This window comes from Lysinibacillus sp. BPa_S21 (assembly GCF_023337795.1).
Taxonomy (GTDB): domain Bacteria; phylum Bacillota; class Bacilli; order Bacillales_A; family Planococcaceae; genus Lysinibacillus.
Genome location: NZ_JALIRS010000015.1, coordinates 1 through 26,631 on the forward strand (window position 1 = coordinate 1; position 26,631 = coordinate 26,631).

At 37.1% G+C, this 26,631-nt stretch carries 29 protein-coding genes, 1 tRNA gene and 1 rRNA gene; 23 read left to right on the forward strand and 8 right to left on the reverse strand.

All coding sequences use genetic code 11. The annotated features are described in order from the left end of the window. Position 1 precedes the first annotated feature (1 nt). From rrf to tsaD, 7 genes are all read left to right on the forward strand, one after another. Positions 2-117: ribosomal RNA gene (gene rrf, locus MOK21_RS20735) — 5S ribosomal RNA — on the forward strand. A gap of 335 nt (positions 118-452) precedes the next feature. Continuing rightward, positions 453-528: transfer RNA gene (locus MOK21_RS20740), tRNA-Asp, on the forward strand. A gap of 442 nt (positions 529-970) precedes the next feature. After that, entirely contained in the window at positions 971-1,306 is a 336-nt protein-coding gene (locus MOK21_RS20745; RefSeq protein WP_249075853.1) for a hypothetical protein, read from the forward strand. 325 nt (positions 1,307-1,631) lie between these two features. Continuing rightward, positions 1,632-2,081 (forward strand): tRNA (adenosine(37)-N6)-threonylcarbamoyltransferase complex ATPase subunit type 1 TsaE, encoded by a 450-nt coding sequence (gene tsaE / locus MOK21_RS20750; RefSeq protein WP_249075919.1) that lies wholly within the window; start codon positions 1,632-1,634, stop codon positions 2,079-2,081. After that, the gene (gene tsaB / locus MOK21_RS20755) at positions 2,078-2,785 is read left to right on the forward strand and encodes a tRNA (adenosine(37)-N6)-threonylcarbamoyltransferase complex dimerization subunit type 1 TsaB (RefSeq protein ID WP_249075854.1); all 708 of its coding nucleotides are present in this window, start codon (positions 2,078-2,080) and stop codon (positions 2,783-2,785) included. Before tsaE ends, tsaB begins: the two co-directional genes overlap by 4 nt. After that, a complete protein-coding gene (gene rimI / locus MOK21_RS20760; protein ID WP_249075855.1) occupies positions 2,778-3,230 on the forward strand; it encodes a ribosomal protein S18-alanine N-acetyltransferase in 453 nt (150 codons plus the stop codon). The genes tsaB and rimI overlap by 8 nt, the downstream gene beginning before the upstream one ends. Continuing rightward, a complete protein-coding gene (tsaD, locus tag MOK21_RS20765) occupies positions 3,227-4,246 on the forward strand; it encodes a tRNA (adenosine(37)-N6)-threonylcarbamoyltransferase complex transferase subunit TsaD (RefSeq protein WP_249075856.1) in 1,020 nt (339 codons plus the stop codon). The genes rimI and tsaD overlap by 4 nt, the downstream gene beginning before the upstream one ends. Positions 4,247-4,702: 456 nt before the next feature. On the opposite strand, the gene MOK21_RS20770 is transcribed toward tsaD, so the two are convergent. Continuing rightward, the gene (locus tag MOK21_RS20770) at positions 4,703-6,646 is read right to left on the reverse strand and encodes an ABC transporter ATP-binding protein (protein ID WP_249075920.1); all 1,944 of its coding nucleotides are present in this window, start codon (positions 6,644-6,646) and stop codon (positions 4,703-4,705) included. A gap of 217 nt (positions 6,647-6,863) precedes the next feature. On the opposite strand from MOK21_RS20770, the gene MOK21_RS20775 reads away from it, so the two are divergent. The 3 genes from MOK21_RS20775 (at position 6,864) to tatC (ending at position 8,692) form a co-directional block, all read left to right on the forward strand. Continuing rightward, positions 6,864-7,499: a redox-sensing transcriptional repressor Rex gene (locus MOK21_RS20775; protein WP_132364235.1), complete on the forward strand. Its 636-nt coding sequence runs from the start codon at positions 6,864-6,866 to the stop codon at positions 7,497-7,499. 153 nt (positions 7,500-7,652) lie between these two features. Then, entirely contained in the window at positions 7,653-7,847 is a 195-nt protein-coding gene (locus MOK21_RS20780) for a twin-arginine translocase TatA/TatE family subunit (RefSeq protein ID WP_249075857.1), read from the forward strand. Between the two features lie 20 nt (positions 7,848-7,867). Continuing rightward, positions 7,868-8,692 (forward strand): twin-arginine translocase subunit TatC, encoded by an 825-nt coding sequence (gene tatC, locus MOK21_RS20785; protein ID WP_249075858.1) that lies wholly within the window; start codon positions 7,868-7,870, stop codon positions 8,690-8,692. 89 nt (positions 8,693-8,781) lie between these two features. Here the strand turns inward: tatC and MOK21_RS20790 are convergent, their stop codons facing one another. Then, complete coding sequence (locus tag MOK21_RS20790; RefSeq protein ID WP_249075859.1) at positions 8,782-9,546, reverse strand: CPBP family intramembrane glutamic endopeptidase; 765 nt, start codon at positions 9,544-9,546, stop codon at positions 8,782-8,784. A 174-nt stretch (positions 9,547-9,720) separates the two neighbouring features. Here MOK21_RS20790 and groES point away from each other — a divergent pair, with 174 nt between their 5' ends. The 11 genes from groES (at position 9,721) to MOK21_RS20845 (ending at position 21,836) form a co-directional block, all read left to right on the forward strand. Next, complete coding sequence (gene groES / locus MOK21_RS20795) at positions 9,721-10,005, forward strand: co-chaperone GroES (RefSeq protein ID WP_249075860.1); 285 nt, start codon at positions 9,721-9,723, stop codon at positions 10,003-10,005. Between the two features lie 131 nt (positions 10,006-10,136). Then, positions 10,137-11,771, forward strand: coding sequence for a chaperonin GroEL (groL, locus tag MOK21_RS20800; protein ID WP_249075861.1), 1,635 nt, complete (start codon positions 10,137-10,139; stop codon positions 11,769-11,771). A 214-nt stretch (positions 11,772-11,985) separates the two neighbouring features. Beyond that, complete coding sequence (locus tag MOK21_RS20805) at positions 11,986-12,384, forward strand: hypothetical protein (RefSeq protein ID WP_249075862.1); 399 nt, start codon at positions 11,986-11,988, stop codon at positions 12,382-12,384. Between the two features lie 228 nt (positions 12,385-12,612). Then, complete coding sequence (locus tag MOK21_RS20810; RefSeq protein ID WP_249075863.1) at positions 12,613-13,950, forward strand: AAA family ATPase; 1,338 nt, start codon at positions 12,613-12,615, stop codon at positions 13,948-13,950. After that, positions 13,943-14,680, forward strand: coding sequence for a hypothetical protein (locus MOK21_RS20815; RefSeq protein ID WP_249075864.1), 738 nt, complete (start codon positions 13,943-13,945; stop codon positions 14,678-14,680). Before MOK21_RS20810 ends, MOK21_RS20815 begins: the two co-directional genes overlap by 8 nt. A 450-nt stretch (positions 14,681-15,130) precedes the next feature. Beyond that, positions 15,131-16,303, forward strand: a complete 1,173-nt coding sequence (locus MOK21_RS20820; protein ID WP_483869396.1) for a glycosyl hydrolase family 18 protein — start codon at positions 15,131-15,133, stop codon at positions 16,301-16,303. Positions 16,304-16,437: 134 nt separating this feature from the next. Next, positions 16,438-18,663, forward strand: coding sequence for a YcdB/YcdC domain-containing protein (locus MOK21_RS20825; protein WP_249075865.1), 2,226 nt, complete (start codon positions 16,438-16,440; stop codon positions 18,661-18,663). Between the two features lie 243 nt (positions 18,664-18,906). Beyond that, on the forward strand, positions 18,907-19,341 hold the full coding sequence (locus MOK21_RS20830) for a MarR family winged helix-turn-helix transcriptional regulator (protein WP_249075866.1): 435 nt from the start codon (positions 18,907-18,909) through the stop codon (positions 19,339-19,341). Between the two features lie 48 nt (positions 19,342-19,389). After that, a complete protein-coding gene (locus MOK21_RS20835; RefSeq protein ID WP_249075867.1) occupies positions 19,390-20,370 on the forward strand; it encodes a ring-cleaving dioxygenase in 981 nt (326 codons plus the stop codon). Positions 20,371-20,466: 96 nt separating this feature from the next. Then, a complete protein-coding gene (locus MOK21_RS20840; RefSeq protein ID WP_249075868.1) occupies positions 20,467-21,084 on the forward strand; it encodes a nitroreductase family protein in 618 nt (205 codons plus the stop codon). Between the two features lie 215 nt (positions 21,085-21,299). After that, on the forward strand, positions 21,300-21,836 hold the full coding sequence (locus tag MOK21_RS20845; RefSeq protein WP_249075869.1) for an NADPH-dependent FMN reductase: 537 nt from the start codon (positions 21,300-21,302) through the stop codon (positions 21,834-21,836). 122 nt (positions 21,837-21,958) lie between these two features. Here the strand turns inward: MOK21_RS20845 and MOK21_RS20850 are convergent, their stop codons facing one another. The 4 genes from MOK21_RS20850 to MOK21_RS20865 form a co-directional block, all read right to left on the reverse strand. Next, positions 21,959-22,555 (reverse strand): biotin transporter BioY, encoded by a 597-nt coding sequence (locus MOK21_RS20850; protein ID WP_249075870.1) that lies wholly within the window; start codon positions 22,553-22,555, stop codon positions 21,959-21,961. A gap of 238 nt (positions 22,556-22,793) precedes the next feature. After that, complete coding sequence (locus tag MOK21_RS20855) at positions 22,794-23,108, reverse strand: DMT family transporter (protein WP_249075871.1); 315 nt, start codon at positions 23,106-23,108, stop codon at positions 22,794-22,796. Then, positions 23,108-23,461, reverse strand: a complete 354-nt coding sequence (locus tag MOK21_RS20860) for a DMT family transporter (RefSeq protein WP_249075872.1) — start codon at positions 23,459-23,461, stop codon at positions 23,108-23,110. The genes MOK21_RS20855 and MOK21_RS20860 overlap by 1 nt, the downstream gene beginning before the upstream one ends. Before the next feature lie 70 nt (positions 23,462-23,531). Continuing rightward, positions 23,532-24,110, reverse strand: coding sequence for a TetR/AcrR family transcriptional regulator (locus MOK21_RS20865; protein WP_249075873.1), 579 nt, complete (start codon positions 24,108-24,110; stop codon positions 23,532-23,534). A 150-nt stretch (positions 24,111-24,260) separates the two neighbouring features. On the opposite strand from MOK21_RS20865, the gene MOK21_RS20870 reads away from it, so the two are divergent. Together MOK21_RS20870 and MOK21_RS20875 are read left to right on the forward strand one after the other, a co-directional pair. Continuing rightward, on the forward strand, positions 24,261-24,428 hold the full coding sequence (locus MOK21_RS20870; protein WP_249075874.1) for a hypothetical protein: 168 nt from the start codon (positions 24,261-24,263) through the stop codon (positions 24,426-24,428). Between the two features lie 70 nt (positions 24,429-24,498). Then, positions 24,499-25,665 carry an endonuclease Q family protein gene (locus tag MOK21_RS20875; RefSeq protein ID WP_249075922.1) on the forward strand — a complete coding sequence of 389 codons (1,167 nt, stop codon included), beginning with the start codon at positions 24,499-24,501 and terminating at the stop codon, positions 25,663-25,665. A 168-nt stretch (positions 25,666-25,833) separates the two neighbouring features. On the opposite strand, the gene MOK21_RS20880 is transcribed toward MOK21_RS20875, so the two are convergent. Further along, complete coding sequence (locus tag MOK21_RS20880; protein WP_249075875.1) at positions 25,834-26,121, reverse strand: DUF2653 family protein; 288 nt, start codon at positions 26,119-26,121, stop codon at positions 25,834-25,836. After that, positions 26,109-26,585 carry a hypothetical protein gene (locus tag MOK21_RS20885; RefSeq protein WP_249075876.1) on the reverse strand — a complete coding sequence of 159 codons (477 nt, stop codon included), beginning with the start codon at positions 26,583-26,585 and terminating at the stop codon, positions 26,109-26,111. Before MOK21_RS20885 ends, MOK21_RS20880 begins: the two co-directional genes overlap by 13 nt. Positions 26,586-26,631: the final 46 nt, after the last annotated feature.

The window sequence follows — 26,631 nt, forward strand, 5'->3', positions numbered from 1 at the left end:
GTCTAGTGATGATGGCAAAGAGGTCACACCCGTTCCCATACCGAACACGGAAGTTAAGCTCTTTAGCGCCGATGGTAGTTGGGGGCTTCCCCCTGTGAGAGTAGGACGTCGCTAGGCAATTTAGACAGTCAGCTGTATGCTGGCTTTTTTTTTATATTTAAATGTTAGTACGGACACAAAGTTAAAGCGTGAAACAATGTAAGTGGCAACTACAAATACTAGTTATCGTAGTTGCTCTTTTTCGACTGTATTCTAAAAATTAAGCATATAATGCTGCTTCTTATGAATCAAAAATTAATAAATCCAAAACTCCAAAGATTTGTGGAATCTACTTAATCAAAGGTGGTGCCTAACAAAAATAGAGACTATAAAAATGAAAAAAATATAAAAAAACAATAAAAAAATATTGCAGGTATTATTTTTCTATGATATATTTATAAATGTCTTAGAGAGGTCCCGTGGTGTAGCGGTTAACATGCCTGCCTGTCACGCAGGAGATCGCCGGTTCGATCCCGGTCGGGACCGCCATTATAAACGATAATATAGTTCTTATGATGCTTTTCAATCATAAGAACTTTTTTTATTGTTAATATAAGGAAATTAGTGGATATCGATAAATTTAGTATTATATTTTTTTAGGGGCATGGATTTGTAGATCAAAGTTAATGTCCCAACACTTAAACCAAAATATCTCGTTAACAAAGATTCTAGGCTGTTTATGTAAACACGCTATGAAGGCGTGCAGTCAGTTACCAGATCGCTTGAAGAAAAATAGAGCATTAAACAATAAGACTCATAATCAGGTTTTACGGCCGGTTAACCCCCTAATTAAACCTTCTTTGCTTTCGCTGAATTTTGAGGTGAGTTTTGTACCTAACGCTTCGCTAACGGTACAGAAAAATAACAGCCCGTTAATAAGGGTGACTATTTATATCGATTCCTCTCGTATGAAGAATTTGGAGGTGTTAGTATGCGAAAATATTTTTACATAAAACGTCTTAATATAACTTTGTTTATAGGTGCTATTGTAATACTAGCAGGCTGTGGAGATCCTATTTTAGATATAGAGGAGTCCAATGCGTACCACTGGCAGAAAAATATGAATCAAGCCGAATTTGAAAAATTAAAAGAAGGTATGACATATATGGAAGTAGTAAAAATTGCAGGGGGAGCAGGGGAATTAGTAAAAGATGGTCAATACCGCTGGAATGATGAAATACTTATGACCAAAACATATATAGTGCGATTTAAAGATGATAAATTGGTAGATAAAAAGGTTAGTGAGGTCAAGGGGCATAAAAAATAAGCGCGCTTTTTATAAGCATGTTTTATCTTTATTCAGTATCGTCAACGAAGTTTGGTTAGCCAAGACTTACTGTTTCAGGCTAATGATGAATTGCATAAGCTTTATGCAAGTGGCGTCGAAACGATCTTATATGGCAAGGTTTGGTCTTGTATAAAAACCTATGCCATTATCTTTTTGTTAGATACACAGTAATTTATATTTGTCGACAAGCTGAACAATTACGCCAAGGTGTAATTGTTTTTTTTGAAACCCATTGGATGTTTTGAACATTTACGCTAGTTTCGGTAAACTAGAGGTAATGGAGCTAGGAGAGGAAAAAGAGATGATGTATGAAAAAATAATGAATTCACTTGATGATACGGAGAATTTTGCGTTGAAGCTAGCAAGCTTATTAGAAGCCCAGGATACAATTACATTAGAGGGTGATTTGGGCGCTGGTAAGACGACATTTACGAAAGCATTAGCGAAGGGACTTGGCGTGACGAGAACGGTCAATAGCCCAACATTTACGATTGTAAAGCAATATGAAGGGCGTTTACCATTTAATCATTTAGATGTTTATCGTTTAGCAGAAAGCGATGAAGATCTTGGCTGGGACGAACTATTTTATAGTGATGCGGTATCAGTTGTCGAGTGGGCTCATTTGATTGAGCAGGATTTACCACAGGAGCGTCTTGGAATAGAAATTTACCGAATCGGAGAAAATCAACGACGATTTGTATTAACACCTCGTGGAAAGCGATATGAGGCATTATGTGAGGAGCTAATGAAATGATTTGGTTAGGGATTGAAACAGCGAATGCACCACTTTCTATTGCGGTAATAAGGGATGGGAAAGTGATCGCGGAGATTGTACAAAATATAAAATTAACACATTCAGCAGGTGCTATGCCGGCCATTGAAGAAGTGCTAGCAAAGGCCGGTATAAAGCCAAGCGAGTTGGATGCGATTGCTGTATCACAGGGACCTGGTTCTTATACAGGTGTACGAATAGGTGTAACGCTTGCTAAAACATTAGCTTGGACATTGAAAAAGCCTTTAGTTGGAATATCTAGCTTAAAGTCATTGGCTGCAAATGCAGCAATATATGATGGATTTATTTGTCCTATTTTTGATGCACGAAGAGGCAATGTCTATACGGCCGTTTATAAAGGACGTGAGCTTGAAACAGTCATAGATGATTATCACGATCATATTGAGGGCTTGTTAGAGCGTTTACAGGCTTTAGAGGCACCAATTTTATTTATTGGGGTAGATGTAGATATTTTTTGGCATAAAATCGTAGAGGTTCTAGGTGATTATGCGCAACGTATACCTTTTAGTAATGACTTACCACGAGCAAGTGAAACCGTTCGATTAGCGTCGAAAATGGAGCTACCAAGTGTGGATGAAGTTCATCATTTTGTCCCGCAATACAAACGTATTGCAGAGGCGGAGGCTAATTGGCTGAAGGAACAAAAGGAGAAGGCACATGAGTAGTAATGTAACATATCGTAAAATGGTATCTGAAGATGTCCCAGTAGTGTATGAAATTGAGCTTGCTACATTTCCTGCACCATGGACGTTAGATTCTTTTTATTATGAAGTGCATGAAAATCAGTATGCGCATTATGTGCTTGCTATAGATGAATATAATAACATTATAGGTTTTTGTGGAATGTGGATGGTTATAGACGCAGCGCAAATTACAAACGTTGCCGTCATTGAGGCTGCTCGAGGTCGCGGAATTGGCGAAGGTTTAATGCGTGAGGCAATGCGTATTGCTAGAGAGCATACTATGGAAGTTATGAGTTTAGAGGTACGAGTAACAAATACAGTTGCTCAAAATCTTTATAGAAAGCTTGATTTCCAGGACGGCGGCATACGTAAAGGCTATTATACAGATAACGGGGAGGATGCCCTTGTCATGTGGGTGAATTTATGATGGAAGATCGAATTATATTAGCAATAGAATCAAGCTGTGATGAAACAGCAGCAGCAATTATTCGAAATGGCTCTGAAATTGTTTCAAATGTGGTTGCATCTCAAATAGAAAGTCATAAACGGTTTGGTGGCGTTGTACCTGAAATTGCATCTCGTCATCATGTTGAGCAAATTACATTGGTCATAGAAGAAGCGTTAGTACAGGCAAATATGGCGCCAGAGGATTTAGATGCTGTGGCAGTTACTGAGGGACCTGGTCTTGTAGGTGCATTGTTAATTGGGATTAATGCCGCAAAGGCCTTTGCATTTGCCAACAATTTACCGATTATAGGTGTACATCATATAGCTGGACATATATATGCTAATGCACTTGTGCAGCCAATGGAATTCCCATTGTTAGCGCTTGTTGTATCAGGTGGCCATACAGAGCTAGTTTATATGAAAGAACATGGCTCTTTTGAAGTCATCGGTGAGACAAGAGACGATGCAGCAGGGGAGGCTTATGATAAGGTAGCTCGTGTTTTAAATTTACCATATCCAGGTGGTCCGCGAATCGATAAATTAGCACATGAGGGAGAAGAGGCTGTATCCTTCCCAAGAGTGTGGTTAGAAGAAGATTCATATGATTTTAGCTTTAGCGGTTTGAAATCAGCGGTTATCAATTATAAGCATAACATGGATCAGCGTGGTGAAGAGATTTCTCCGACTGCCGTTGCAAAAGGATTTCAAGATAGCGTAGTTGAAGTGCTAACAGCGAAAACATTACGGGCAGCACGTGAATATAAAGTGAAACAAGTTATTGCAGCTGGAGGTGTAGCGGCAAATAAAGGCTTACGTACATCGCTTGAGTCTGTATTTGTGGAAGAAGGTATTCCTTTGTATGTACCACCATTAAAGCTGTGTACAGATAATGCCGCTATGATAGGGGCAGCAGCAACACCTATGTTTGAAGCAGGTATTCGTGGTAATTTATCAATGAATGGTCGCCCTGGAATGGAGTTAAAATCCTGGGTGTAAGATAGAAAGGGGTATTTTAGATTGGATTCTAAAATACCTCTTTTGTTTTTGTGAAAAAAATGTAGAGAAAACATTATAAATAAGAAAATTTGAGTATGTTCAGTTGACAAATTTTTCAGAAAATTATCCACAGGTAAGGCAGAAATAAAAGAGCGAACATTCGTACTTATGCACAAAATGTTGATAACTTGTGTATAACTTGTGATTATTCAATATATAGTAGGCTATTTTGCACAGAATAATGTGAATAAAATATTTTTGAATTGTGGACAATGTGGAAAAGTCTGTTGATATGTTGGTATTACTAGATTTATAGTGTGTATAAAGTTGTGGGCATTTTTTGTCGAAAAATAGCACTTGACCAATATATATGAAAAAACAACACGAGTAAAGTAAAAAGCCATGCGACAAGGCGCATGGCTTTACAATTAATATTCCTCCTCATAGGGAAGGATATTATAAAATTATATTTTCAAGTTCCTCACTTAGCTCAAGCCATTCCATTTCGAACAACTCATACTGTTCCTTAGCAGTTGATAATTCCTCTTGAAGCTGAGTAATTTTTTCGTGATCTGTAAAAATCTCAGGATCGCAAAGAGCTTCTTCTAAGCGGGCTATTTCAGTATTGACATGCTGCATTTCCCCCTCTAGTTCCTCAAGTGCGCGTCTAATTTGGCGTTCCCTTTTTTTAGCCTCTTTATCAATTTTAGAGGTAGAGAGTTTCTCAGGAACATCAGCTTGTACTTGCGGTTGAGAGGCAGCCTTCATTTGAGCAATTTCTAGGAGCTCTTGTTTCTTTTCAAGATAATAATCATAGTCACCTAAGTACTCAAAGGAACCATCACCGGATAGTTCGATTACTTTAGTAGTAATTCGATTGATGAAATATCGGTCATGTGATACAAATAAGAGCGTTCCAGGATAATCAATCAGTGCATTTTCTAGTATTTCTTTACTGTCTAAGTCTAAGTGATTGGTAGGCTCATCGAGAATTAAGAAATTTGCCTTTTGCATCATCAACTTAGCTAATGCAAGTCTAGCCTTTTCTCCACCAGATAAAGATGACACGATTTTATCTACATCTTCTCCACTGAATAAGAAACGGCCTAGCACTGTGCGAATATCTTTTTCATTCATTAAAGGCCATTCATCCCATAGCTCTTTTAGAACACTTTTGTTGCTTGATAGCTTGGCCTGTTCTTGATCATAATAACCAATTTGAACATTTGTACCATAGCGAATCTCTCCAGAGAGTGGTAGCAAGTCTTTGACGATAGTTTTTAACAAAGTCGATTTACCAACGCCATTTGGTCCAACAAGTGCAATACGATCTTCCCGGAAAGTACGTAATGTGATGCCGTCTGATATTTTCTTATCACCGTAACCAATAGCTAAGTCATCGACAGATAATACATCGTTACCACTTTGACGTTCAATTGTAAAACCGAAGCTTGCTGATTTTTCATCACCATCAGGGGAGTCCATCCATTCCGTTCGTTCAAGCATTTTACGACGGCTTTGTGCCATTTTAGTCGTAGAAGCACGAGCGATGTTTTTTTGAATAAATTCTTCAAGTTTTGCCTTTTCATCTTGCTGACGTTCATAAAGCTTTAAATCACGTTCATAATTTTTCGCTTTTTCATCTAAATAGGCACTATAATTGCCTGTATATTTTGTGACGCGATGACGAGAGACTTCGTAGACAATGGAAACAACCTGGTCTAAGAAGTAGCGGTCATGGGAAACAATTAGGATAGCTCCTTCATAGCCTTTTAAATATGATTCCAACCAAGAGAGGGTTTCAATATCTAAATGGTTAGTAGGTTCATCGAGTATTAATAGGTCAGGTTTACTTAAAAGAAGCTTAGCAAGTGCTAATCGAGTCCTTTGCCCCCCTGATAGTGAGCTAATTGGCTTTTCGTAATCATTAGGATAGAACTGCATGCCATGAAGCACAGAACGCGTATCAGATTCATACTGATAGCCACCTGCATCTTTAAAATTATGCTGTAAATGATCGTATTCAGACATTATTTTTGCATATAAAGTTGGATTTTCATAAACAGCTGGGTCGGCCATTTGTTGTTCTAATGATCGTATTGTTTGTTCTTGGGCAATAAGTGGCTCAAAAATTGTCATCATTTCATCCCAAATTGACAATGTTGAGTTTAATCCAGCATGCTGCTCTAAGTACCCAATTTGTATACCTTTAGGGATAATAATATCGCCAGAGTCATAGGACAGTTGGCCAGCAATTATTTTAAGTAAAGTAGACTTACCAGCACCGTTACGACCTACTAATGCAACACGGTCACGATGTTGAACCTCTAATTTTACGCCACTTAAAATTTCATCTGCAAGGAAGGATTTATATAGTTGATTGACCTGTAAAACAATCATTCTTGACACCTCAATTCTTCCTTAGTGTAATAGATGTGCGATTGCCTTGCAATGTCGATGCTTTACTTATTCCAAGCTGTCATGTAAGATTGAAACGATTTCCCTTTAGTTAGTGGCGTAAAAGCGCCATTAACTAAAGGGAAATACTCCAGTGAATAGTATAAACTTAGAAATTAAGCATGTATCATAAGTAGATACATTATAAGGAGGAAAAAGTTTGAAACAAGAATTAAAAATTCCACAAGCCACTACGAAAAGACTTCCTCTTTACTATCGATTTATCCAAAACTTTGCACAAGAAGGCATGGAACGCATTTCGTCGAAGGAACTGAGTGAAGCAATGAAAATTGACTCTGCAACTATTCGCCGCGATTTTTCTTATTTTGGTGCTCTTGGGAAAAAGGGATACGGCTATGATGTGCAGCATCTCTTAAAATTTTTTAGTCAAACGCTCGATCAACATGAAGCGACAAAGGTAGCGTTAATCGGTGTAGGGAATCTAGGCAGTGCTTTACTAAAATATAATTTTCAAAAAAATCATAATACTCATATCGTTGTGGCATTTGACTCAAAGGCCCCAAAGGAAGGGAAGATGATTAGCAATATTCCTGTTTTTCATCCTGATTTATTGGAAGAAAAGTATGCAGAATATGGGGCGGAGCTTGCAATTTTAACAGTTTCACCACGCTCTGCACAGAAAATGGCTGATAGATTAGCGGTCATGAACGCAAAAGGAATTTTGAACTTTACGCCAGAGCGTATTACTGTACCAGATAAAATGCAACTTTTAACAATTGATTTGTCGGTAGAATTGCAGGCACTTATTTATTTAATTCGTAATCAGGAAGAGTGAATAATTACATAGTGCATTGAAAACTTAGTAAACAGTTTGAACTATTATATTTGTATATTTAAAAAATTAGTCTTAAAAATTTCACATATATTTAGTTAGCCAAATACTCATACTTGAGTTAAAATGTATCATATATAAGAGGAGGTGGCTGAAATGGGTATCGGTCCTATGAGCTTGGTCATTATCGGAATTGTAGCTATCTTAATTTTTGGTCCTAAAAAGTTACCAGAGTTAGGGAAAGCTATGGGGTCTACACTTCGTGAGTTTAAAAATGCTACCAAAGGGTTAGTAGAAGATGAAGATAATGATAAAGATAAAAAGAAAGTCATCGAACACGATGATAAGTAACTGAAGGATGTCTTTCTAATATGAATGCAAACGATCAAACTGTCATTGAGCATATAGAAGAATTAAGGAAACGACTTTACTTCGCAGTCGTTTTCTTTGTTATTGCGATTGTCGGGGCGTTTTTTTTAGCGGAGCCGCTTATTCATTTTTTACAAAGCAGTGAAACAGCACAAAGCTTCTCATTAAACGCTTTCAGAATCACAGATTCTATAAAAATTTATTTTCAAATGATTTTTTATATTGCTTTTTTGTTGACCTCTCCCATTATTTTATATCAGCTATGGGCATTTATTTCACCAGGACTATATGAAAAAGAACGTAAAGTCACATTAAGTTATATACCATTCACTTTTATATTATTTTTATCTGGAATTGTTTTTTCTTACTTTATTTTATTTCCATATGTATTAAACTTTATGATTGAGTTATCTGCTCGCCTCGGAGTGAAGTTAACAATTGGAATAAATGAATACTTTTCGTTTTTATTTCAAATAACTTTGCCTTTTGGATTTATATTCCAATTACCGATTATACTTTTATTTTTTGCTCGTCTTGGAATTTTAAATCCACAAATAATGGCAAAAAACAGAAAGTACGCCTATTTTGCACTTTTTGTAATCGCGGCTATGATAACACCGCCTGATTTAATGAGTCATTTAATCGTAACGGTGCCGATGTTTATGCTCTATGAGTTTAGTATTTGGGTTGCTAAGATAGGCTATCGTAAATATTTAAAATCAGAAGAGTTACGTTTAAAAGAAGAACGAGAAGCTGAGCAAAAACGCCAAGTTGAAGAGGCACTTGAACAGCAGAGACGTCAAATCGAAGAATTAAATCAACAATAATAGAAGCTCGATGCTAATTAGTGGCATCGGGCTTTTTCGTCAGCTTACTTTAACTAAAAATCAGTGGGAAGAAAAACTCCCACTGATTTTTATTGCATTTTTTCTAGTTCTTGAAGAAACTTTTGGATTGGTTCTGCATACACTTGTACAAGTGTCACAAAACCGTTCAGCATGACGTGGGCGATAATGGACGTCCAAATGCGTTTCGTTTTGTGATATAAGAAGGCAAAAATCAATCCACAAATTGTATAAAGCAAAATATGTGTAAAGTCGTTATGAATAAGTGCAAAGAAAATGGCGCTTACGATAGCGGCTACCCAGAAATTAGTTGTTTGGACAAGCGATCCAAAAATCACACGGCGGAAGACGAACTCTTCTAATATTGGTCCAAATACGACAATCGCGAATATCGCAATAGGAGCACCTTTTGCAATATTGACAATATCAGCTGTGTTTTGCGACCCGCCTTGGATACCGAATATAGCCATTTCGATTGCTGCGCCAATCATTTGGCCAAAGAAAACTAAGAAGAAACCAATAATTCCCCACATAATTGACAGTGGTATCGTTTCTTTCTTTCCTTGATAAATATCCCAAAATGTTTTATCGCGAGATGTTATGATTAAGCTTACAATTAACGCAATGGCAAAGCTAAGTGCGATATACCAGCCTGGCGTTATTAGAGCAGCTTGCTCACTAGGTAAACCGGTTGTACTCATAACAAGCTTGTGAAACGGTTTTACCAGCCATGTACCTGATAATTGCATGAGGATATAGATCAGTAAAACATACAGGGCTGTTTTTTTATGTTTAATTATTTTTTGAGAATTGGTCACAGTCAAAATCCTTTCCATTTCATTATGCTACCTTTCTATTGTAGAGGAATATGGAAAGAAAACAAAATTTTTCGAAGTTCTGACTTGCAAAAAAAAGTGTGATTGATTATCATAATAATTGTATTAGCACTCAACTAGATAGAGTGCTAATAAACATAAAACATATATTTCACTAATAGGAGGTTGTTTCACTTGTTAAGACCACTAGGAGATCGTATTGTAATCGAACTAATCGAGGTAGAAGAAAAATCTGCATTCGGTATTGTGCTGCCAGACTCTGCAAAAGAAAAACCACAAGAAGGTAAAGTTGTAGCAGTTGGGACGGGTCGTATATTAGAGAACGGGCAACGTGTAGAGCTTGACGTTAAAGTTGACGACCGCATTATTTTCTCTAAATACTCTGGTACAGAAGTTAAATTTGAAGGTAATGAATACCTAATTTTACGCGAAAGCGATATTCTTGCAATTATTGAATAAGTTAATAGTTTTGTAAGTTAGTGATTGTCACAGATAAACAAATGTATTGGTGACAATGACAGTATGGCGAAATTTCTATAAATATATTGATGAAGCTTAACGAATATTCCATTTCAGGAGGGTAAATTCAAATGGCAAAAGATATTAAATTCTCAGAAGACGCTCGTTCATTAATGCTACAAGGTGTAGATAAATTAGCAAACGCAGTAAAAATTACTCTAGGGCCTAAAGGTCGTAACGTAGTTTTAGAAAAAAAATTCGGTTCACCACTTATTACAAATGATGGTGTAACAATTGCAAAAGAAATTGAGCTAGAAAATCCATACGAAAATATGGGTGCAAAATTAGTAGCAGAAGTTGCTTCTAAAACAAACGAAATCGCTGGTGACGGAACAACAACTGCGACAGTATTAGCACAAGCAATTATTCGTGAAGGCTTGAAAAACGTAACAGCTGGTGCAAATCCTGTGGGCATTCGTAAAGGGATCGACAAAGCAGTTGCAGCAGCTCTAACTGAATTACATGCTATTTCTCGCCCAGTAAGCAACAAAGAAGAAATCGCACAAGTTGCGGCTATCTCTGCTGCTGATGATGAAGTAGGACACTTAATCGCTGAAGCAATGGAACGTGTGGGTAACGATGGTGTTATTACAATTGAAGAATCTAAAGGCTTCACAACTGAGCTTGATGTAGTGGAAGGTATGCAATTCGACCGTGGTTATGCATCACACTACATGGTAACAGATACAGATAAAATGGAAGCGGTATTAGACAACCCATACATTTTAATCACTGATAAAAAAATTACAAACATCCAAGAAGTATTACCATTATTAGAACAAGTGGTGCAACAAGGTCGTCCATTATTAATCATCGCTGAAGATGTTGAAGGTGAAGCTCTTGCAACACTTGTAGTGAACAAACTACGTGGTACTTTCAATGCTGTAGCGGTTAAAGCTCCAGGATTTGGTGACCGTCGTAAAGCAATGCTTGAAGATATCGCTATTTTAACAGGTGGTCAAGTTATTACAGAAGAATTAGGCTTAGACCTTAAAACAGCTGATGTTACATCACTTGGTCGCGCTGCAAAAGTGGTTGTAACAAAAGACAATACAACAATCGTAGAAGGTGTTGGCGGTGCAGATGCAATCGAAGGCCGTATTGGTCAAATCCGTGCTCAACTTGCTGAAACAACTTCAGAATTCGATAAAGAAAAATTACAAGAACGCCTTGCAAAATTAGCAGGTGGTGTAGCAGTCATCAAAGTTGGTGCTGCAACAGAAACAGAACTAAAAGAACGCAAACTTCGCATTGAAGATGCTCTTAACTCTACTCGTGCAGCAGTTGAAGAAGGCATCGTATCAGGTGGTGGTACTGCACTTCTTAACGTATACGCAGCAGTTGAAAAAGTTGCAGATGCAGAAGAAGGCGATGTAGCAACTGGTGTGAAAATTGTTCTACGTGCTTTAGAAGAGCCAGTTCGTCAAATCGCAAACAATGCTGGTCTAGAAGGCTCAATTATCGTCGATCGCCTAAAACGCGAAGAAATCGGTGTAGGCTTCAACGCTGCAACAGGCGAATGGGTAAACATGATTGAAGCGGGTGTAGTAGACCCAGCGAAAGTAACTCGCTCAGCTCTACAAAACGCAGCATCTGTAGCAGCTCTATTCTTAACAACAGAAGCAGTTGTGGCAGACATTCCAGAACCAGCTGGCGCAGCAATGCCAGATATGTCTGGTATGGGCGGCATGCCAGGAATGATGTAATCTACGGCTCCAGCCCAAAAAATCACTTCTCAAATTTGAGAAGTGATTTTTTTATGCATTAGTGAATATTTTTCAGTGAATCGCTGATAAACCTTCAACAGCTGCTGATAAAGAAGAGCAAACCTGTTTTATAAACTATAAAAAGGCTATCCATAGTTCATTTAGAACTTCTGGGTAGCCTTTTTGCTATAGTCGTTATCATGAACTCCCAATTATGTTAGGTGACAAATCTACATTCCTGGTAGGTTTAATCCAGGGAAGCCTGGATATCCGCCTGGAAATGGCATCGGACGTGGTGGATATGGATGCGGCGGACGTGGCGGGTATGGTTGTGGTGGACGTGGTGGATATGGTTGTGGTGGACGTGGTGGATATGGTTGTGGTGGACGTGGTGGATATGGTTGCGGTGGACGTGGTGGATATGGATGCGGAGGGCGCGGTGGATATGGTTGCGGAGGGCGCGGTGGATATGGATGTGGAGGGTGTGGTGGATAAGGCTGCGGAGGGCGCGGTGGATATGGATGTGGCGGATGTGGTGGATATGGTTGCGAAGGGCGTGGTGGATACGGTAATGGGTTTAAAGATGGATAAGGGCTACCAGATGGCATTGTAGGGTGAAACGGAATGTTAACATCAAGATCTTCAGGATTTAATCTAGGGTTGACCAATGAAACACACCTTTCTTCGCTTTTTCTTTTCTAACATATGTCCACTATTATGGATGTCATAGGCATTAAACTAGTATTGATGGATAAATATAATATGTTAAAAAGGAAAATGTTATAAAATATATCAAATTTAATTATAATAGAAGGAAATATCATTAAAGGATGTTAATGAAATGACCATTATAAAAATCAAGAAAATAAAGGTACAAAATTTACGAAATGTACGACATGGTGAAATGGTGTTAACGGTAGATTTCGAGACGTTTTTGAAGGCTAATGTTGTAGGCTTATACGGACAAAATGGTTCAGGGAAAACCACTATTGTTGATGCATTTGGCTTGTTAAAAGCACTTATTTCCGGCTGGATTGCTGAAATTAAATTACCATCTCAGGAAAAGAAATTAATCATGGCAGGGAAGGATACGGCAAGTATTGAATTCGATTTTCTAGTAGAAAATCAATTTGGCACATTCTTTCTCAATTATTATGTAGAGCTACAAGCAGATGAAAATAGACTGTACACAACAGTTGAACGTTTAGCTTACAGAGAAAATGAGAAAGGGAAGCGGTCAAAGATTCTAATTAATGTTACAGAGGAAGACATACAACTACGTAAAGCAAGTCTTTCTGATATGAATGAAAAAACACGTATCCAATTACTAGTCACTCATCAATTATCTAAAAAACAATATATGTCCTTTGTCTTCCACAAAGATTTAAAGCCATTATTACAGGACAAGTTATCAGCGTTAGAAATGCAATTGCTTCATAATGTAGCAATAGATTTTAATCAGGATTTACATGTCGTTAATAATCAAAATATCGCACCATTATTTGAAGAGCGCAGTATGCCATTTAGTATTCATCTTGAAAAAACTCGTGGTTCAATCCCTTACAATTTGAAGGGGCCAGCGTTATTGCCAGAGGACACGTTTTATGTGTTATGCGAAGTAATAGAGCAAAGTAATCAAGTATTATCAGCAATTATTCCAGGTCTGTCTATAAAGATTCATGTACTGACAAAACAAACAATGGATAATGGAGAAAAAGGAATCCGTTTTGAATTTTTATCGCAGCGAGGGGAGCGCGAATTACCATTACGGACAGAGTCAGAAGGAATTTTAAAAATTATTTCTGTGCTTAGTGTACTTATTGCAGTTTACAATAACCCAAATGCTTGTGTAGTGATTGATGAATTAGATTCTGGGGTTTTTGAATATTTGTTAGGCGAGTTGTTAACAGTGATTGATGAGGGCGGAAAAGGCCAGCTTATTTTTACGTCTCATAATTTACGTGTGTTAGAGGTGTTAGCTATTAAAAACTTATGGTTTACGACAACGAATGAGGATCGTCGTTATTTACAGCTAAAGGGCATTAAAGAAGTAAATAATGCTCGAGATGTTTATTTACGTGCAATACAGTTGGGCGGACAGGATGAAGAGGTTTATAAGGAAACGAAGACATTTAAAATAAAGCGTGCCTTTAGAAAAGCTGGTGTCCAGCGTGACTAAAAAGGTTCTGTTAATTATTGTAGAGGGGCAGACGGAGCAAATTGTGTTAGAGGATTTTCTAGATGAACATTTTGCCAATTCAACGATTCGCTTCGATGTACAACGGGAGGATATTTTAACGAAGTGGGATGCCAATAAACGAATACCTAATATTAAAAATAGCGTTGCACGGGTGATTCAGAACTATTTGGAGAAGTATAAGTTTTTAGCGAAGGATTTAACTGCTGTCGTTCATATTACTGATGCAGACGGTTGTTTTATTGCTCCTGAATTTGTCAAGGTGAAGGAAGATATTGAGCAAAATTTATACTATACAGAAGATGCAATATTGGTGAAATCTGAAAAACGTAAGGCGCAAATTGAACAACGAAATGAAATGAAGGCGAATAATGCCAAAATCCTTGTGGCGAATGATCATTTTAGCATTCATCGATTAAAAATACCTTATCAACTATTTTATTTTTCTACAAATTTGGAGCATGTATTATGGGATGAGCGCAATGAAGTAGCAACGGAAAAGGTTCCAAAGGCTGATGAATTTATCGAAGGTTTATCGGGTTCCATAGAAGAATTTTTAAAAGAATTTCTTCCTGTTAACGCTGAGCTTCCGTATAAAGAAAAAATGAAAATGAGCTGGTCATTTTTAATGGAGGGTTGTAATTCGTTACAGCGCGGAACGAATGTACCGTTATTATTTGAAATGATTAAATCAGATGTACAACCTCAATGATTATTAGTCTTAGGCAGTTAATGTTCATGTCCTCAATTAATTGTTGGAGGGTATTTATCTTCGCTTTCGCAGTAGCTCTGATGTCCCGAGGAAAAGCGCTTAATCGGAACAAGAATCACCCCCTCATTTTGCAGAAGAGCTAACGTTCATCGCCTTTTAACCTTTGTTGAACATGTCATGAATACTTTGAGAAATAAGGTTCATTCGTTGTAACAAGCGAATGATCTTTTTTTATTTCAGGAAATCTGTTCTTAATAGACAATGACATTTTTTCTTTTCCTAATTCATAAGCTTTATAGGTGTGATTTTATCAAGCTAGAAGGAGGCACTGACATTCAAATACATGTTGTACGGGCAGGACAGTCCTTATGGGGTATTGCACAGTCGTACGGGACAACAGTTCAAAGTATTGTAGATGCCAATCAAATTCCTGAACCAAATAGATTAGTTATCGGGCAAGCTCTTGTGATACCGATTGTCGGAAATTTCTATTATGTGCAGTCAGGAGATAGTCTATATTCAATCGGTCAACGCTTTGGCATCAATTATTTAAACCTTGCTCAGGTAAATAATATAAATCCGAGTCAACCTTTATCGATTGGTATGCGACTTTATATTCCACCTCAACCCAAAACAAGAGCTGAAACATTAGCATATTTAGAACCGAGAGGGACATTTGTTAGTGAGGCATTACTGAATCAAGCGAGAGAAGCGGGTCCATTTTTAACTTATCTTGCTCTATTTAGCTATGAGGCAAGGCGAGATGGAACGCTTAAGAGACCTCCAAGCCAAGGCGTGGCACAAATTGCAAATGATACAGGTGCATCTCTAGCAATGGTTGTCTCAAACTTGGAGAATTTTAGTTTTAGTGGTGATTTAGCAAAAGATATTTTTCAAAGTACAGCCGTACAGGATTTACTCTTCAATAATATTCTTGAAGAGGCAAAGCGTTTAGGAACCGTTAAAGATATTCATTTTGATTTCGAAAATTTGCCAGGCGATCAACGTGAAGCGTATAACAGTTTTTTAAGGAGAGCTGTAAGTCGATTCCATCCCCAAGGGTATACCGTATCGACAGCGCTAGCTCCCAAAACAAGTGCTAGTGAGCGAGGCCCATGGACAGAGGCGCACGATTATAAAGCACATGGAGAAATAGTCGATTTTGTTATGTTAATGACTTATGAATGGGGGTATTCCGCAGGACCACCTATGGCAGTGTCGCCGCTTCCAGAGGTTGAAGCGGTTGTTAAATATGCAGTAAGTGAGATACCTCGGAACAAGATCATACTTGGACAGAATTTATATGGGTATAACTGGACACTGCCTTTTGTACAGGGAGGACCTAATGCAGAAGCACTTAGTCCACAAAGAGCAATCGAAATTGCTAAGAAATACAATGCTGCTATTCAGTTTGATTTGAGGTCTCAAGCTCCGTTCTTTGAATACTATGATGAGCAAGGTAGAGCACATGTGGTGTGGTTCGAGGACGCAAGATCAATTCAAGCAAAGTTTAATTTAATCAAACAGTACAAACTCCGAGGAGTTGGCTATTGGAAGTTGGGTCTACCATTCCCGCAAAATTGGTTATTAATAGGGTCAAACTTTGATGTAGTAAAGAAATGAGAATCTTAAAGAACAAGAAAATAGCTTTATATCACAGCTCTATTTTCTTTCAAGAATGAATAATCTGAAATTATATTCCCATTTATGGAAATATATATTATAATGATGGAAAACGATGTTTTAGGAGGTATATATTGGGTAAATTTAAAAAGTTAGGTATCATACTAACATCAACTGCATTTTCTGTCGGTGTACTTTCGCCAATGGCACAAGCTTCAGCAAACGTAAAAGAACCGCAAGAGAGAGTTGCCATTCAAGTGGCTTCAACAGAAACAAAAATAACAAAAAGTATGCTTATTAAGCAATTGAATACACTATTCCCAGACAAGTTCAATTTCGTAACAGAGAAAGATTTTTCAATGGGGGAAGCTCATTACTTTAATGATGACAAAACAATCCGCTATGATTTAAGCTTCTATAAGACAATCAATGGCAAAGACGTATATGGTGATTTTACTTTTAAAGGTGAAAATTTAGAATTAGAGAATTTCCACTATCAGCCTATCAATATAGCGGATGCATTGTACCCTGTGAAGTATTCAGAGAGTGAGGCAAAAAAAATTGCCCAAGACTTCCTAAAGAAACTGCCGAATACTGCGAATTACAAGCTTCTTGAAGACAATATTTATGATGATTTTGGTTTTAGTAGACCTCTATCTGAACCAATTACGTATTCATTCGCTTATTCACCTACACACAATGGTGTGGAATTGAGTAATCAGTATATTAATATTGACGTTCTAGCAAATGGTGAAGTAACAGGTATGTATCGTAATACTGATTCTACTAGTAAGGCAACATTTGATAGCTTAGAACAGAAAAAGAATGAGTCAGATATACTTGCACAGATTCGTAAAAACTTGTCAGTTGATTTACGTTATATGGTTGACTATAACTACCAAACGGAAGAAGCTATTGCTAAGCTTGTGTATATGCCGCCAACAAGCTTCAACGGTGTACATGCAATAAACGGGAAGTGGCAAACAATGGATGGTTTCACTTCTGAAGTACCAAAGGTAAAAGGTGTAGAAAAACTAACATCTAAACCACTAGAACCAAGAAAGAAAAATCTTACATTAGCAGAAGTTGAAGAGTTAGCGAAGTCTTTCTTAAAAGTTGATTCTGACAAAGTTAAGCTACAAATTGATTCGGTTAGAGAAAGAGAAAACGAAAATGGCGAGACGATTTATACAGTAGATTATATGTATGAATCTGGAAATCATGGCTATGGCATGTCAATTGAAGTGAACAAGGCAACAGGTGAAATAGTCCACTACGAGGATATACGTAGCGAATTTGTAGAGACCGATGATAAGGTAGAACCAATTTCAAAAGATGCTGCGTTAGGAAAGGCGATAGACTACTTAAAAGAGTGGGCTCCGTCATATATTCATAACTATTCAAAGCCGATAGATGATACAGTATATAACAAAAACAGCAAACAGTATTATTTCTCCTTCCCACGTATTGTCAATGGCATTGCCGTAGTAGGGGATGAAATTTCTGTTGGTATAAGTGCAGATGGGAAATTGAGTTCTTTACATGTTAATCATCGGAAAATTGATAATTGGCCGTCTGTAAACAAAGTTATCCCTGCTGATAAAGCAAAAGCAACGTTCAATGAGGGAGTAAAGTTGAAGCTACAGTATGCAAAACAGGATGATAAGAATAATCACCATTATGATTTAGTATACTCTCCAGTTTATAATGGAAGCTTGTTCAATGGTATTGATGCAACAACTGGTGAATGGCTTCAAAAAGTGGATGATTCCAAAGAAAAACCAGCTATTTCACATCCAACAGCTGGCGGTGAATTAACTTATTTACTACGCCAAAATGTATTAGAGATTAAAGATCCAGCAAAATTTAATGCTGATACAGCTGTAAACAAGGGAGAAGCTTTGAAAGTTTTAGTTAGATCATTATCATACCGATATGATAATATTGGTCCGTACGGAAGAGATGACGATCAGCAATCCTTTAATAACATTGATAAAAATCATCCATTATACGGAGTCGTTGAACAAGCAGTAAGAATGGGTATTTTAAAACCGGCGGATCAATTTGCAGTAGATACAGCATTGACTCGTCAAGAGCTAGCAGAATGGCTAGTACGTGTATTACATTTAGAGAATGCTGCTAAGCATAGTGACATTTACAAATTAAACTTTGCTGATGCAAGCTCAATTGACCCAGCGTACGCAGGTTACATTGCTTTAGCAAGTGCAATGGGATTAATGGATGGACAGCAAAATAAATTCAATGCTACTGAAAAAGTGACGTATGCTGATTTAGCAATATCTACAGTGCGTCTAGCAAAGGCTGTTAATGAAGAAAACGGCGGCCGACATTACTATTAATTTATAAATGAAAGGGCATCTCCTAATTTTTAGAGAGATGTCCTTTTTAACTTCTTTCAGTAAGTGTTTTAGTAGCGACAGGTACAGAAGTCTCCAATCTATAAGCTAATTCTGGACGCAATTACGCAGAGGCAAAATTGCTGACTACAGTAAACTAAAGGATTGCTGTTTAGAAGTTTATATGTTATTATTATCTCGAATTAAAGATAAATTAATTCGAAGTATGTGAAAAGAGGAAGTCGTATGAAGGAAGATAATCGTAATTTAAAAGCTTTTACGGTATTGTTCAGGGCTTATCAAACGATTCAAGATGCAACAAAAAGAGATTTACTTCAATACGATTTAAATCAGACCGAATTTTCGGTACTTGAGTTTTTATATCACCATGGTGAGCAACCAATTCAAGTGATTGGAAAGAAAATATTAATCGCAAGCAGTAGTATTACGTACGTTATTGATAAGCTCGAACAAAAAGATTTTGTATATCGACGTGCTTGTCCGAAGGATCGTCGTGTCACATATGTTTTATTAACATCTAAAGGACAAACGTTAATGGAAGAAATATTTCCAAAGCATGAACAAAAAATTAATGAGATTTTTGAAGTATTAGATCAACAGGAGATGGACACAATGATTCTGTCTCTGAAAAAAGTTGGTTTGAATGCAGTTGAAAAATAAAAAATTTTACGTAAATATCTCGAAATCGAGATAATAGGGGGAATAAAAATGAATCATTTAAAAGGGATTCACCATGTTACTGCTATTACAAGTAGTGCGGAAGAGAATTATAAATTTTTTACGTATGTGTTAGGAATGCGATTAGTGAAAAAAACGGTTAATCAAGATGATATCCAAACATATCATTTATTCTTTGCAGATGATAAAGGTAGCGCCGGCACGGATATGACATTTTTTGATTTTCCAAACATTCCAAAAGGTGTACATGGAACAAATGAAATTTCAAAAACTTCTTTCCGCGTGCCAACAGATGCAGCATTGGACTACTGGTTAAAACGTTTTGATCGATTAAATGTCAAACATACAGGTATTCAAGAACAATTTGGCAAGAAAGTTTTATCATTTGTTGATTTTGATGATCAGCAATATCAACTTATTTCTGATGAAAACAACACAGGTGTTGCATCAGGTACGCCATGGCAAGATGGACCGATTCCCCTTGAATATGCAATTACAGGCCTTGGTCCAATTTTTGTAAGAGTGGCTAATTTTAAATATTTCAAAGAAGTACTAGAAAAAGTGATGCTCTTTACAGAAGTTGCAGAAGAAGGAGACTTCCACCTATTCGAGGTAGGGGAAGGCGGAAACGGTGCACAAATCGTTGTAGAACTAAATACAGTTTTACCGGTAGCCCGTCAAGGCTTCGGTACAGTACACCATGCTGCATTCCGTGTAGAGGATCGAGCTGTATTAGATGAATGGACTGAACGTTTTGAAAGCTTTGGCTTCCATACTTCTGGTTATGTAAATCGTCATTTCTTTGAATCACTTTATGCACGAGTAGCACCACAAATTTTATTTGAGCTAGCTACTGATGGCCCAGGATTTATGGGGGATGAGCCTTACGAAACTTTAGGTGAGAAATTGTCGTTACCTCCATTTTTAGAGCCAAAACGTGCACAAATTGAAATGCTAGTTCGTCCTATTGATACTGTAAGAAGTACGATTACGTTCGATAAAGAATATTAATAAGATCATTTTTTCCATTCAGTAGTTAAACATTTAGCTTTTGCTGAATGGATTACATACTCTTAGATTTCTAAAAAATGATTGGAGGTCAATAAGATGGAATTTGCAAAAGTACTAGATAAGCGTCGTTCTGTGAATAATTTTATAGAGGGCATCAAGATGGGCGAAGAAGATATACGTCCCATTTTGGAAGATGTTAAGCTCGCACCGTCCGCATTTAACTTACAACATACCAGTTACATCGTTGTGTTAGATGAAGAAAAAAAAGAAAAAGTAAGAGAAGCGGCATACGGGCAATATAAAATACACTCAGCTTCAGCGGTGGTACTTGTTTTAGGAGATAAAGAAGCCTATAAAAATACGGCTAATCTTAATCAAGGGATGGTAGACTTAGGTATTATTAATGCTCATGAGTTAGAAAATATGGTGGATGAAACGACTAAATTTTATGAAGAACGTGGCGAGGAATTTATGAAGGAGGAAGCTATTCGTAACGCTTCACTTTCAGCTATGTTATTTATGCTGGCAGCCAAAAACCGTGGATGGGATACTTGTCCAATGATCGGTTTTGATCAGCAACAAATGAGAGAACTTTTTCATGTGCCAGAAACACATGAAATTGCACTATTGATTACAATAGGGAAGGAAAAAGAAAGTAGTCGCCGCTTGCGTGGTTATCGTAAACCAGTTGAAGAATTTGCAATTTTCTATTAAAAAGTGGTATAAAATAAGTGATTTTACAAATGATAGGTTTGAAGCCAAAAGCGGTTACTTTTGTTAAAACGTATACTTTGTAAATAGGTTGATTGGAGTGGAGGTTGGGTGACTCCTTTGGTATCAAAAAAAGCGGCCAGCTGGAACGGAAATCGACCACACGGTTTGGTGATGATCCAAATAATAAAGTAATGTTCAAGTAGGGGGAAGAAATTATGAAAGTAGTAGCAATCGTAGGAAGTATCCGTAAAGAATCTTATAATATGCAATTAGCAAAATTTATTCAAAAACGTTATACAGAGAAATTTGATCTTGAAATAGCAAGCTTGAAAGATTTACCAATGTATAATCAAGATATCGAAAATGAAGCACCACAACCCGTACTTGATTTTAAAGCTAAAGTAAAAGCGGCAGATGCAGTTCTTTGGCTGACACCAGAATATAATGGCACAGTGCCAGGTGTTATGGTTAACGCCATCGATTGGTTATCCCGCGTTGATAAAGTGATGATTGGCAAGCCATCATTCATGATGGGGGCATCAATGGGTAACTTAGGTACTGTTAAAGCACAATTACATTTACGAGATATTTTATTCTCACCTGGAGTAAATTCACCATTACTTAGTGGTAATGACGTTTATATTGGAGCAGTGCACACTAAATTTGATACTGAAGGCAATTTAACAGATGAAGGCACAATCAAATTCCTTGATACAGTGATCGATAACTTCCTAAAATGGATGAAAAAATAAGATTAAAAATAAAAACGTCCCATAAGTATAACAATATACTTATGGGACATTTTTAATGGAGAGCAGCAAATCGGCTCATAGGAACCTGAACTAGGAAAGCACCCCTAAGTTAGGGGATTAACTTATTTAATTGGAATTATTTTTAACACTTTCTGAAGACGGTATGCAAAAATACCTGCAAAAATAGCTAAAATAATATCTTTTGGCAAAGGCGGCATCATCCAAAGCCATGCTAACTTATACGTGAAAGCATCAGGAGCACTAGCCCATAGCTTGTAGGCAAAGTACATCCAATTTGTTCCTAGTAAATAATTAATAGCTGTTGCAACTAATGCAGCAATTACATAGCTTTTTTTCGTTCCACTGCGTTCTATAATAAGCCCCGCGACAAATGCAATTAATATATAAGAAACAATAAAACCAAATGTAGGGCTTAATATTTGCCCAAAACCTCCGCCGAATTTTGCAAATACAGGTGCACCTGCTAAACCGATACTCATATAAACAGTACAAGCGAGTGCCCCTTTTCTACTACCAAGAACAAGTCCAGCTAAAATAGCAAAAAATGTTTGCAAGGTGATTGGTACTCCGCCAACCATCATGAAAGGTACTATGGACGTGATATTAGCTCCTATCATCATCAATGTTGAAAATAATCCAATGTATGCAAGATCGACTGTTCTTAATTTGTGATGTGTGTGTTGCGCAACTGTTGTCATTATTTCACCCCTGAAAAAAATAATATTAGTAATAATAGTGTAAAAAAATAAACTTTTTGTGTCAACTACTCAAATATGAATAGTTAACTCAAAAAGTTTATCCCGCTGCAAAATATTTGTTAGTTATAGACTAATGATTAAAATTTATGATAGAGGGCAGTGCAATTCAACGCTGTCCGTAACTGCGCAGAAAATGAGATCAACCCACGCTGTGCCAAAGCGCTCTAATCATAAAAAATTAAGATACTGCTTTTAAGCCTGCCACACCAATGATAATGGCGATGATGCTGATCATTCGAGTCAGGTTTTTAGATTCACCGAAGAATATAATATTCACGAGAACGGCACCAACTGTACCAATACCAACCCAAACTACATAGGCGATACTTAACTGTAAATAGTTAAAGGAAGCATATAATAGAGCAAAGGACATTCCGAAGCCGCCTATATATAGTAATAAATTACGTATAGCTTTTTTCTGACTATAAAAGCGTAAACCTACAACACCGACAATTTCCGAAATAGCAGCTGATAAAACAAGTAACCAACCCATTATGCATTAGCTCCTTTCTCTTCAACATGATCTTTTGAAGGGTTATCAGCTAAATTAAGACCAACAACACCCAGTACTAAAATAAGCATGAAAATTCCTTTAATAGCATTAAACTCACCGTCAAAAATAAAAATGTCCATTAATGTAGTACCAATTGTACCGACCCCAGCAAAAGTCGCGTAAACCGTTCCAGTAGGCAAGTTTTCACAAGCCTTCGATAAGAAGTGAAAATCAACCGCGATTAAGGGCACGATAATAACCCAATGCCACCAAGAGTCAGCAACATTAAAACCAAAAATCCAAAATAATTCAAACAAACTAGTTAATGCAACATAAATCCAATCTTTTTGCATAGTTAAATTCCTTTCTATCAATCATTATGACTGACATTCAGTCATTTTTAGTGTAAAAAGAGAACGTCACTTAGGTGTGACGTAAATCGAGTGCATGATGTAAAAAGTCGAGTAGCTCAAGCTTTTGAAGTTTAATTGTTTCTTCTTCACTGTTATCATACAAATAAATCTGTTCAGCGGCAGATTCTACTAGACCGATTACAAGCTTTGAAGAACGTGTAGTATTTAGAGAAGCGCGTATCGTTCCTTGTTGTTGCGCTTCAACTAAGAAATTAGTCATCCATTCGTAATAAGGTGCATATATATTTTCCCATTCTTTCATATGCTCAGTTTGTGAAATACCTGCATAAATCAGTGCAAATACATCTCTATATTCCGCTGTTAGTGAGAAAACAATCTCTACTACTTTTTCTAGCTGCTTTGCAAAAGGCTCCTGTTTTGAAATACCATCGTTAATAGCTGCAATAATTTTTTCAACCATCACTTTTGCAATGGCTGGCATAACTGAGAGTCGTGATGGGAAATAAAGATAAAATGTCCCTTGGGCGATACCTGCAGCTTTTACGATATCTGAAACCTTTGTCTTTTCAATTCCTTTTTCACGAAAAACGTCAATTGCTGCTTGAATAATTTTCTCTTCCTTTGACATGAAATCCCTCGCTTTTGGCCTGCTTACTTCATATGTTATATAATAATTGAAATAAAGTCAAAGAAAAATGACTGACAATCAGTCATTTTTCTTTTCGTGTATATATATTTCTTAATTGGGGAACTTTATTCGTGAAAGGATTTGATGAAAATGAAAGAGACAAAGATTGCGCAACTAGATCAGCAACAACTTGAGAAAATTAATGAACTAGAAAAGAACATTGGTGTGACATTAGTGGCATATGATTCCTCGACAATGACATCACAGGGCTCGGGTGCCTTCGAGTCAGATAATAGTACTCAAAATCATCCATCATAATTAAGAATAAAATGCCTTGCAGCAATGTGAGGTTTTTTTATTTCATTTAAAAATAGGGGGTTACAAAATGATGCAGGATTTCTATGCCGATTTACATATTCATATTGGACGCACTTTAAGTGGACGTGCTGTTAAAATTACAGGCAGTAAAACGCTAACGTTAGCAAGAATTTTAGAGACGTCAAGTGCAAGAAAGGGTCTGGATATTATCGGGATTATTGATTGTCATTCACCCGAAGTAATGGATGAAATGGCAAAAATGATAGAACAGGGCGAACTGAAAGAGTTGGAGCAGGGAGGACTACGCTTTCAAGAAACCACCCTTATTCCTGGGTCTGAAATTGAAATCTATGATCAACATTGCCTTGGGCCAATCCATGTGCTTGTTTATTTTCCAACACTGTTGCTTATGAGGGAATTCTCAAATTGGATGTCAAATCATATGACAAATATCCATTTAAGCTCTCAGCGAATATATTGTGATGCTCGGACATTACAGCAAAAGGTACATGAATTAGGCGGCCTTTTTATTCCTGCGCATGTTTTTACACCATTTAAAAGCTTATTTGGTAAAGGCGTATATCGTAGCTTAACAGAAGTATTTGACCCACAGCTAATAGATGCGATAGAGCTTGGTTTGAGCTCTGATACCGATATGGTAAGTAACATTAAAGAGCTGCAAGCATATACATTTGTCAGCAACTCTGATGCTCATTCACTTGGAAAAATTGCACGTGAGTATCAAAAATTAAGACTATCTCATGCAAATTTTACAGAATTAAAGATGGCGCTTTATGAACAGCAGGGTCGTGCTGTAACAGCTAATTATGGGCTAAATCCTTTGCTTGGTAAGTATCATAAGACTGTTTGTGCAAAATGTGGTGAGCAGCTTGGCAATACGGCAACCATTTGTACGAACTGTGAGAGCACGAAAATTATAAAAGGTGTTGCAACACGTATAAATGAGCTTTCAGAGCAAGTTACAGATAAACGTGCACGGCCACCCTATATTCACCAAGTACCACTAGACTTTATTCCAGGATTAGGACCAAAAATGATGGAACGATTAGTACAAGCATTTGGGACAGAGATGAACATCTTGCATCGAGTAACGCTAGCACAACTCGAACAAGTCGTGCCGCACAAAATTGCGAAGATGATCGATTTAGCAAGAACGGGTCAATTAGCAATCGAAGTTGGCGGTGGCGGCGTATATGGGAAGATTCATTTAGAATAAAAAGGCTCCTCACCATAGCCTGTGGTGGATTTCCGTTTTGACGGCCAAAACAGGTTTTCGTCTGAGCGAAAGCGAAGGACCTCATAGATAAGTAAAAAAACATCTTGAAAAATAACATAGCAGTTCAGTAAATCTTTAAGATTTACTGAACTGCTATTCTTTACTTATTTACGATAGTTTAGCAATAATGCCTTCCTCATCGTCTAGGACAAGTTCTATGCCTGTTGAAAAAGGATCACCATGTAGGACATCTTTAATCCATACACGTAATGCACCAATCATTGCGGCTGTATCGAACATCTCGATTTGACCATTCACTTCAACTTCTGCACCGAAGCCTGTGTCATCATCGTATGTTAGTTCTACTAGTACATCCTCAGGGCGAATGTTTTTATAGTAGGCCTGTGATAAACAAATTGCATTAATAATATCTTGCTCATTAATTATTTGTGCCATTGTGCTTCCTCTTTACGTTTTTTATCTTTAAACATATTAACAATTTTTACAACTAGCATCACGATCACCATGATAGCTGCAACGTTAATTAATAAGCCTAAAATATTCCCAAGCATACCCATACCGCTGAAAAGGCTTCCGAATAATAAGCCAGCTAAGCCTCCAAGCATTAAGCCTTTCATTAGGCCGCCTGAGAAGAAGCCACCTTTTTTAGCTGTTGAATCCTTCTTGTTTGTAGAAGTTGTATTGTTTTTATTTGTTGTTGCATTATTTTGGTCTTTCGTTTTATCCTGAGATTTTTGGAAATTTGAGTTATTGTTATGATTATTGTTGTTTGAGAAACCTCTTTTACCGGACTTATAGGATTTAGCTTCTGCAGTTGGTGTATCAGAGATGAACAATGTTGCACCAACAGACGCAAACATAAGTGTCGCTGCAAAAATAGCAGCAAGAATTTTTTTCATTACTTAAATTCCTCCAATATAATTTTTAGTTTTGTTATAAACTAGT

What these genes read in the sequence shown, in the direction of transcription:
- MOK21_RS20745 (WP_249075853.1), top strand. Translation starts at nt 971, where the DNA reads ATGCGAAAATATTTTTACATAAAACGTCTTAATATAACTTTGTTTATA.
- tsaE (WP_249075919.1), top strand. Translation starts at nt 1,632, where the DNA reads ATGTATGAAAAAATAATGAATTCACTTGATGATACGGAGAATTTTGCG.
- tsaB (WP_249075854.1), top strand. Translation starts at nt 2,078, where the DNA reads ATGATTTGGTTAGGGATTGAAACAGCGAATGCACCACTTTCTATTGCG.
- rimI (WP_249075855.1), top strand. Translation starts at nt 2,778, where the DNA reads ATGAGTAGTAATGTAACATATCGTAAAATGGTATCTGAAGATGTCCCA.
- tsaD (WP_249075856.1), top strand. Translation starts at nt 3,227, where the DNA reads ATGATGGAAGATCGAATTATATTAGCAATAGAATCAAGCTGTGATGAA.
- MOK21_RS20770 (WP_249075920.1), bottom strand. Translation starts at nt 6,646, where the DNA reads ATGATTGTTTTACAGGTCAATCAACTATATAAATCCTTCCTTGCAGAT.
- MOK21_RS20780 (WP_249075857.1), top strand. Translation starts at nt 7,653, where the DNA reads ATGGGTATCGGTCCTATGAGCTTGGTCATTATCGGAATTGTAGCTATC.
- tatC (WP_249075858.1), top strand. Translation starts at nt 7,868, where the DNA reads ATGAATGCAAACGATCAAACTGTCATTGAGCATATAGAAGAATTAAGG.
- MOK21_RS20790 (WP_249075859.1), bottom strand. Translation starts at nt 9,546, where the DNA reads ATGGAAAGGATTTTGACTGTGACCAATTCTCAAAAAATAATTAAACAT.
- groL (WP_249075861.1), top strand. Translation starts at nt 10,137, where the DNA reads ATGGCAAAAGATATTAAATTCTCAGAAGACGCTCGTTCATTAATGCTA.
- MOK21_RS20805 (WP_249075862.1), top strand. Translation starts at nt 11,986, where the DNA reads ATGTTAGGTGACAAATCTACATTCCTGGTAGGTTTAATCCAGGGAAGC.
- MOK21_RS20810 (WP_249075863.1), top strand. Translation starts at nt 12,613, where the DNA reads ATGACCATTATAAAAATCAAGAAAATAAAGGTACAAAATTTACGAAAT.
- MOK21_RS20830 (WP_249075866.1), top strand. Translation starts at nt 18,907, where the DNA reads ATGAAGGAAGATAATCGTAATTTAAAAGCTTTTACGGTATTGTTCAGG.
- MOK21_RS20835 (WP_249075867.1), top strand. Translation starts at nt 19,390, where the DNA reads ATGAATCATTTAAAAGGGATTCACCATGTTACTGCTATTACAAGTAGT.
- MOK21_RS20840 (WP_249075868.1), top strand. Translation starts at nt 20,467, where the DNA reads ATGGAATTTGCAAAAGTACTAGATAAGCGTCGTTCTGTGAATAATTTT.
- MOK21_RS20845 (WP_249075869.1), top strand. Translation starts at nt 21,300, where the DNA reads ATGAAAGTAGTAGCAATCGTAGGAAGTATCCGTAAAGAATCTTATAAT.
- MOK21_RS20850 (WP_249075870.1), bottom strand. Translation starts at nt 22,555, where the DNA reads ATGACAACAGTTGCGCAACACACACATCACAAATTAAGAACAGTCGAT.
- MOK21_RS20855 (WP_249075871.1), bottom strand. Translation starts at nt 23,108, where the DNA reads ATGGGTTGGTTACTTGTTTTATCAGCTGCTATTTCGGAAATTGTCGGT.
- MOK21_RS20860 (WP_249075872.1), bottom strand. Translation starts at nt 23,461, where the DNA reads ATGCAAAAAGATTGGATTTATGTTGCATTAACTAGTTTGTTTGAATTA.
- MOK21_RS20865 (WP_249075873.1), bottom strand. Translation starts at nt 24,110, where the DNA reads ATGTCAAAGGAAGAGAAAATTATTCAAGCAGCAATTGACGTTTTTCGT.
- MOK21_RS20870 (WP_249075874.1), top strand. Translation starts at nt 24,261, where the DNA reads ATGAAAGAGACAAAGATTGCGCAACTAGATCAGCAACAACTTGAGAAA.
- MOK21_RS20875 (WP_249075922.1), top strand. Translation starts at nt 24,499, where the DNA reads ATGCAGGATTTCTATGCCGATTTACATATTCATATTGGACGCACTTTA.
- MOK21_RS20880 (WP_249075875.1), bottom strand. Translation starts at nt 26,121, where the DNA reads ATGGCACAAATAATTAATGAGCAAGATATTATTAATGCAATTTGTTTA.
- MOK21_RS20885 (WP_249075876.1), bottom strand. Translation starts at nt 26,585, where the DNA reads ATGAAAAAAATTCTTGCTGCTATTTTTGCAGCGACACTTATGTTTGCG.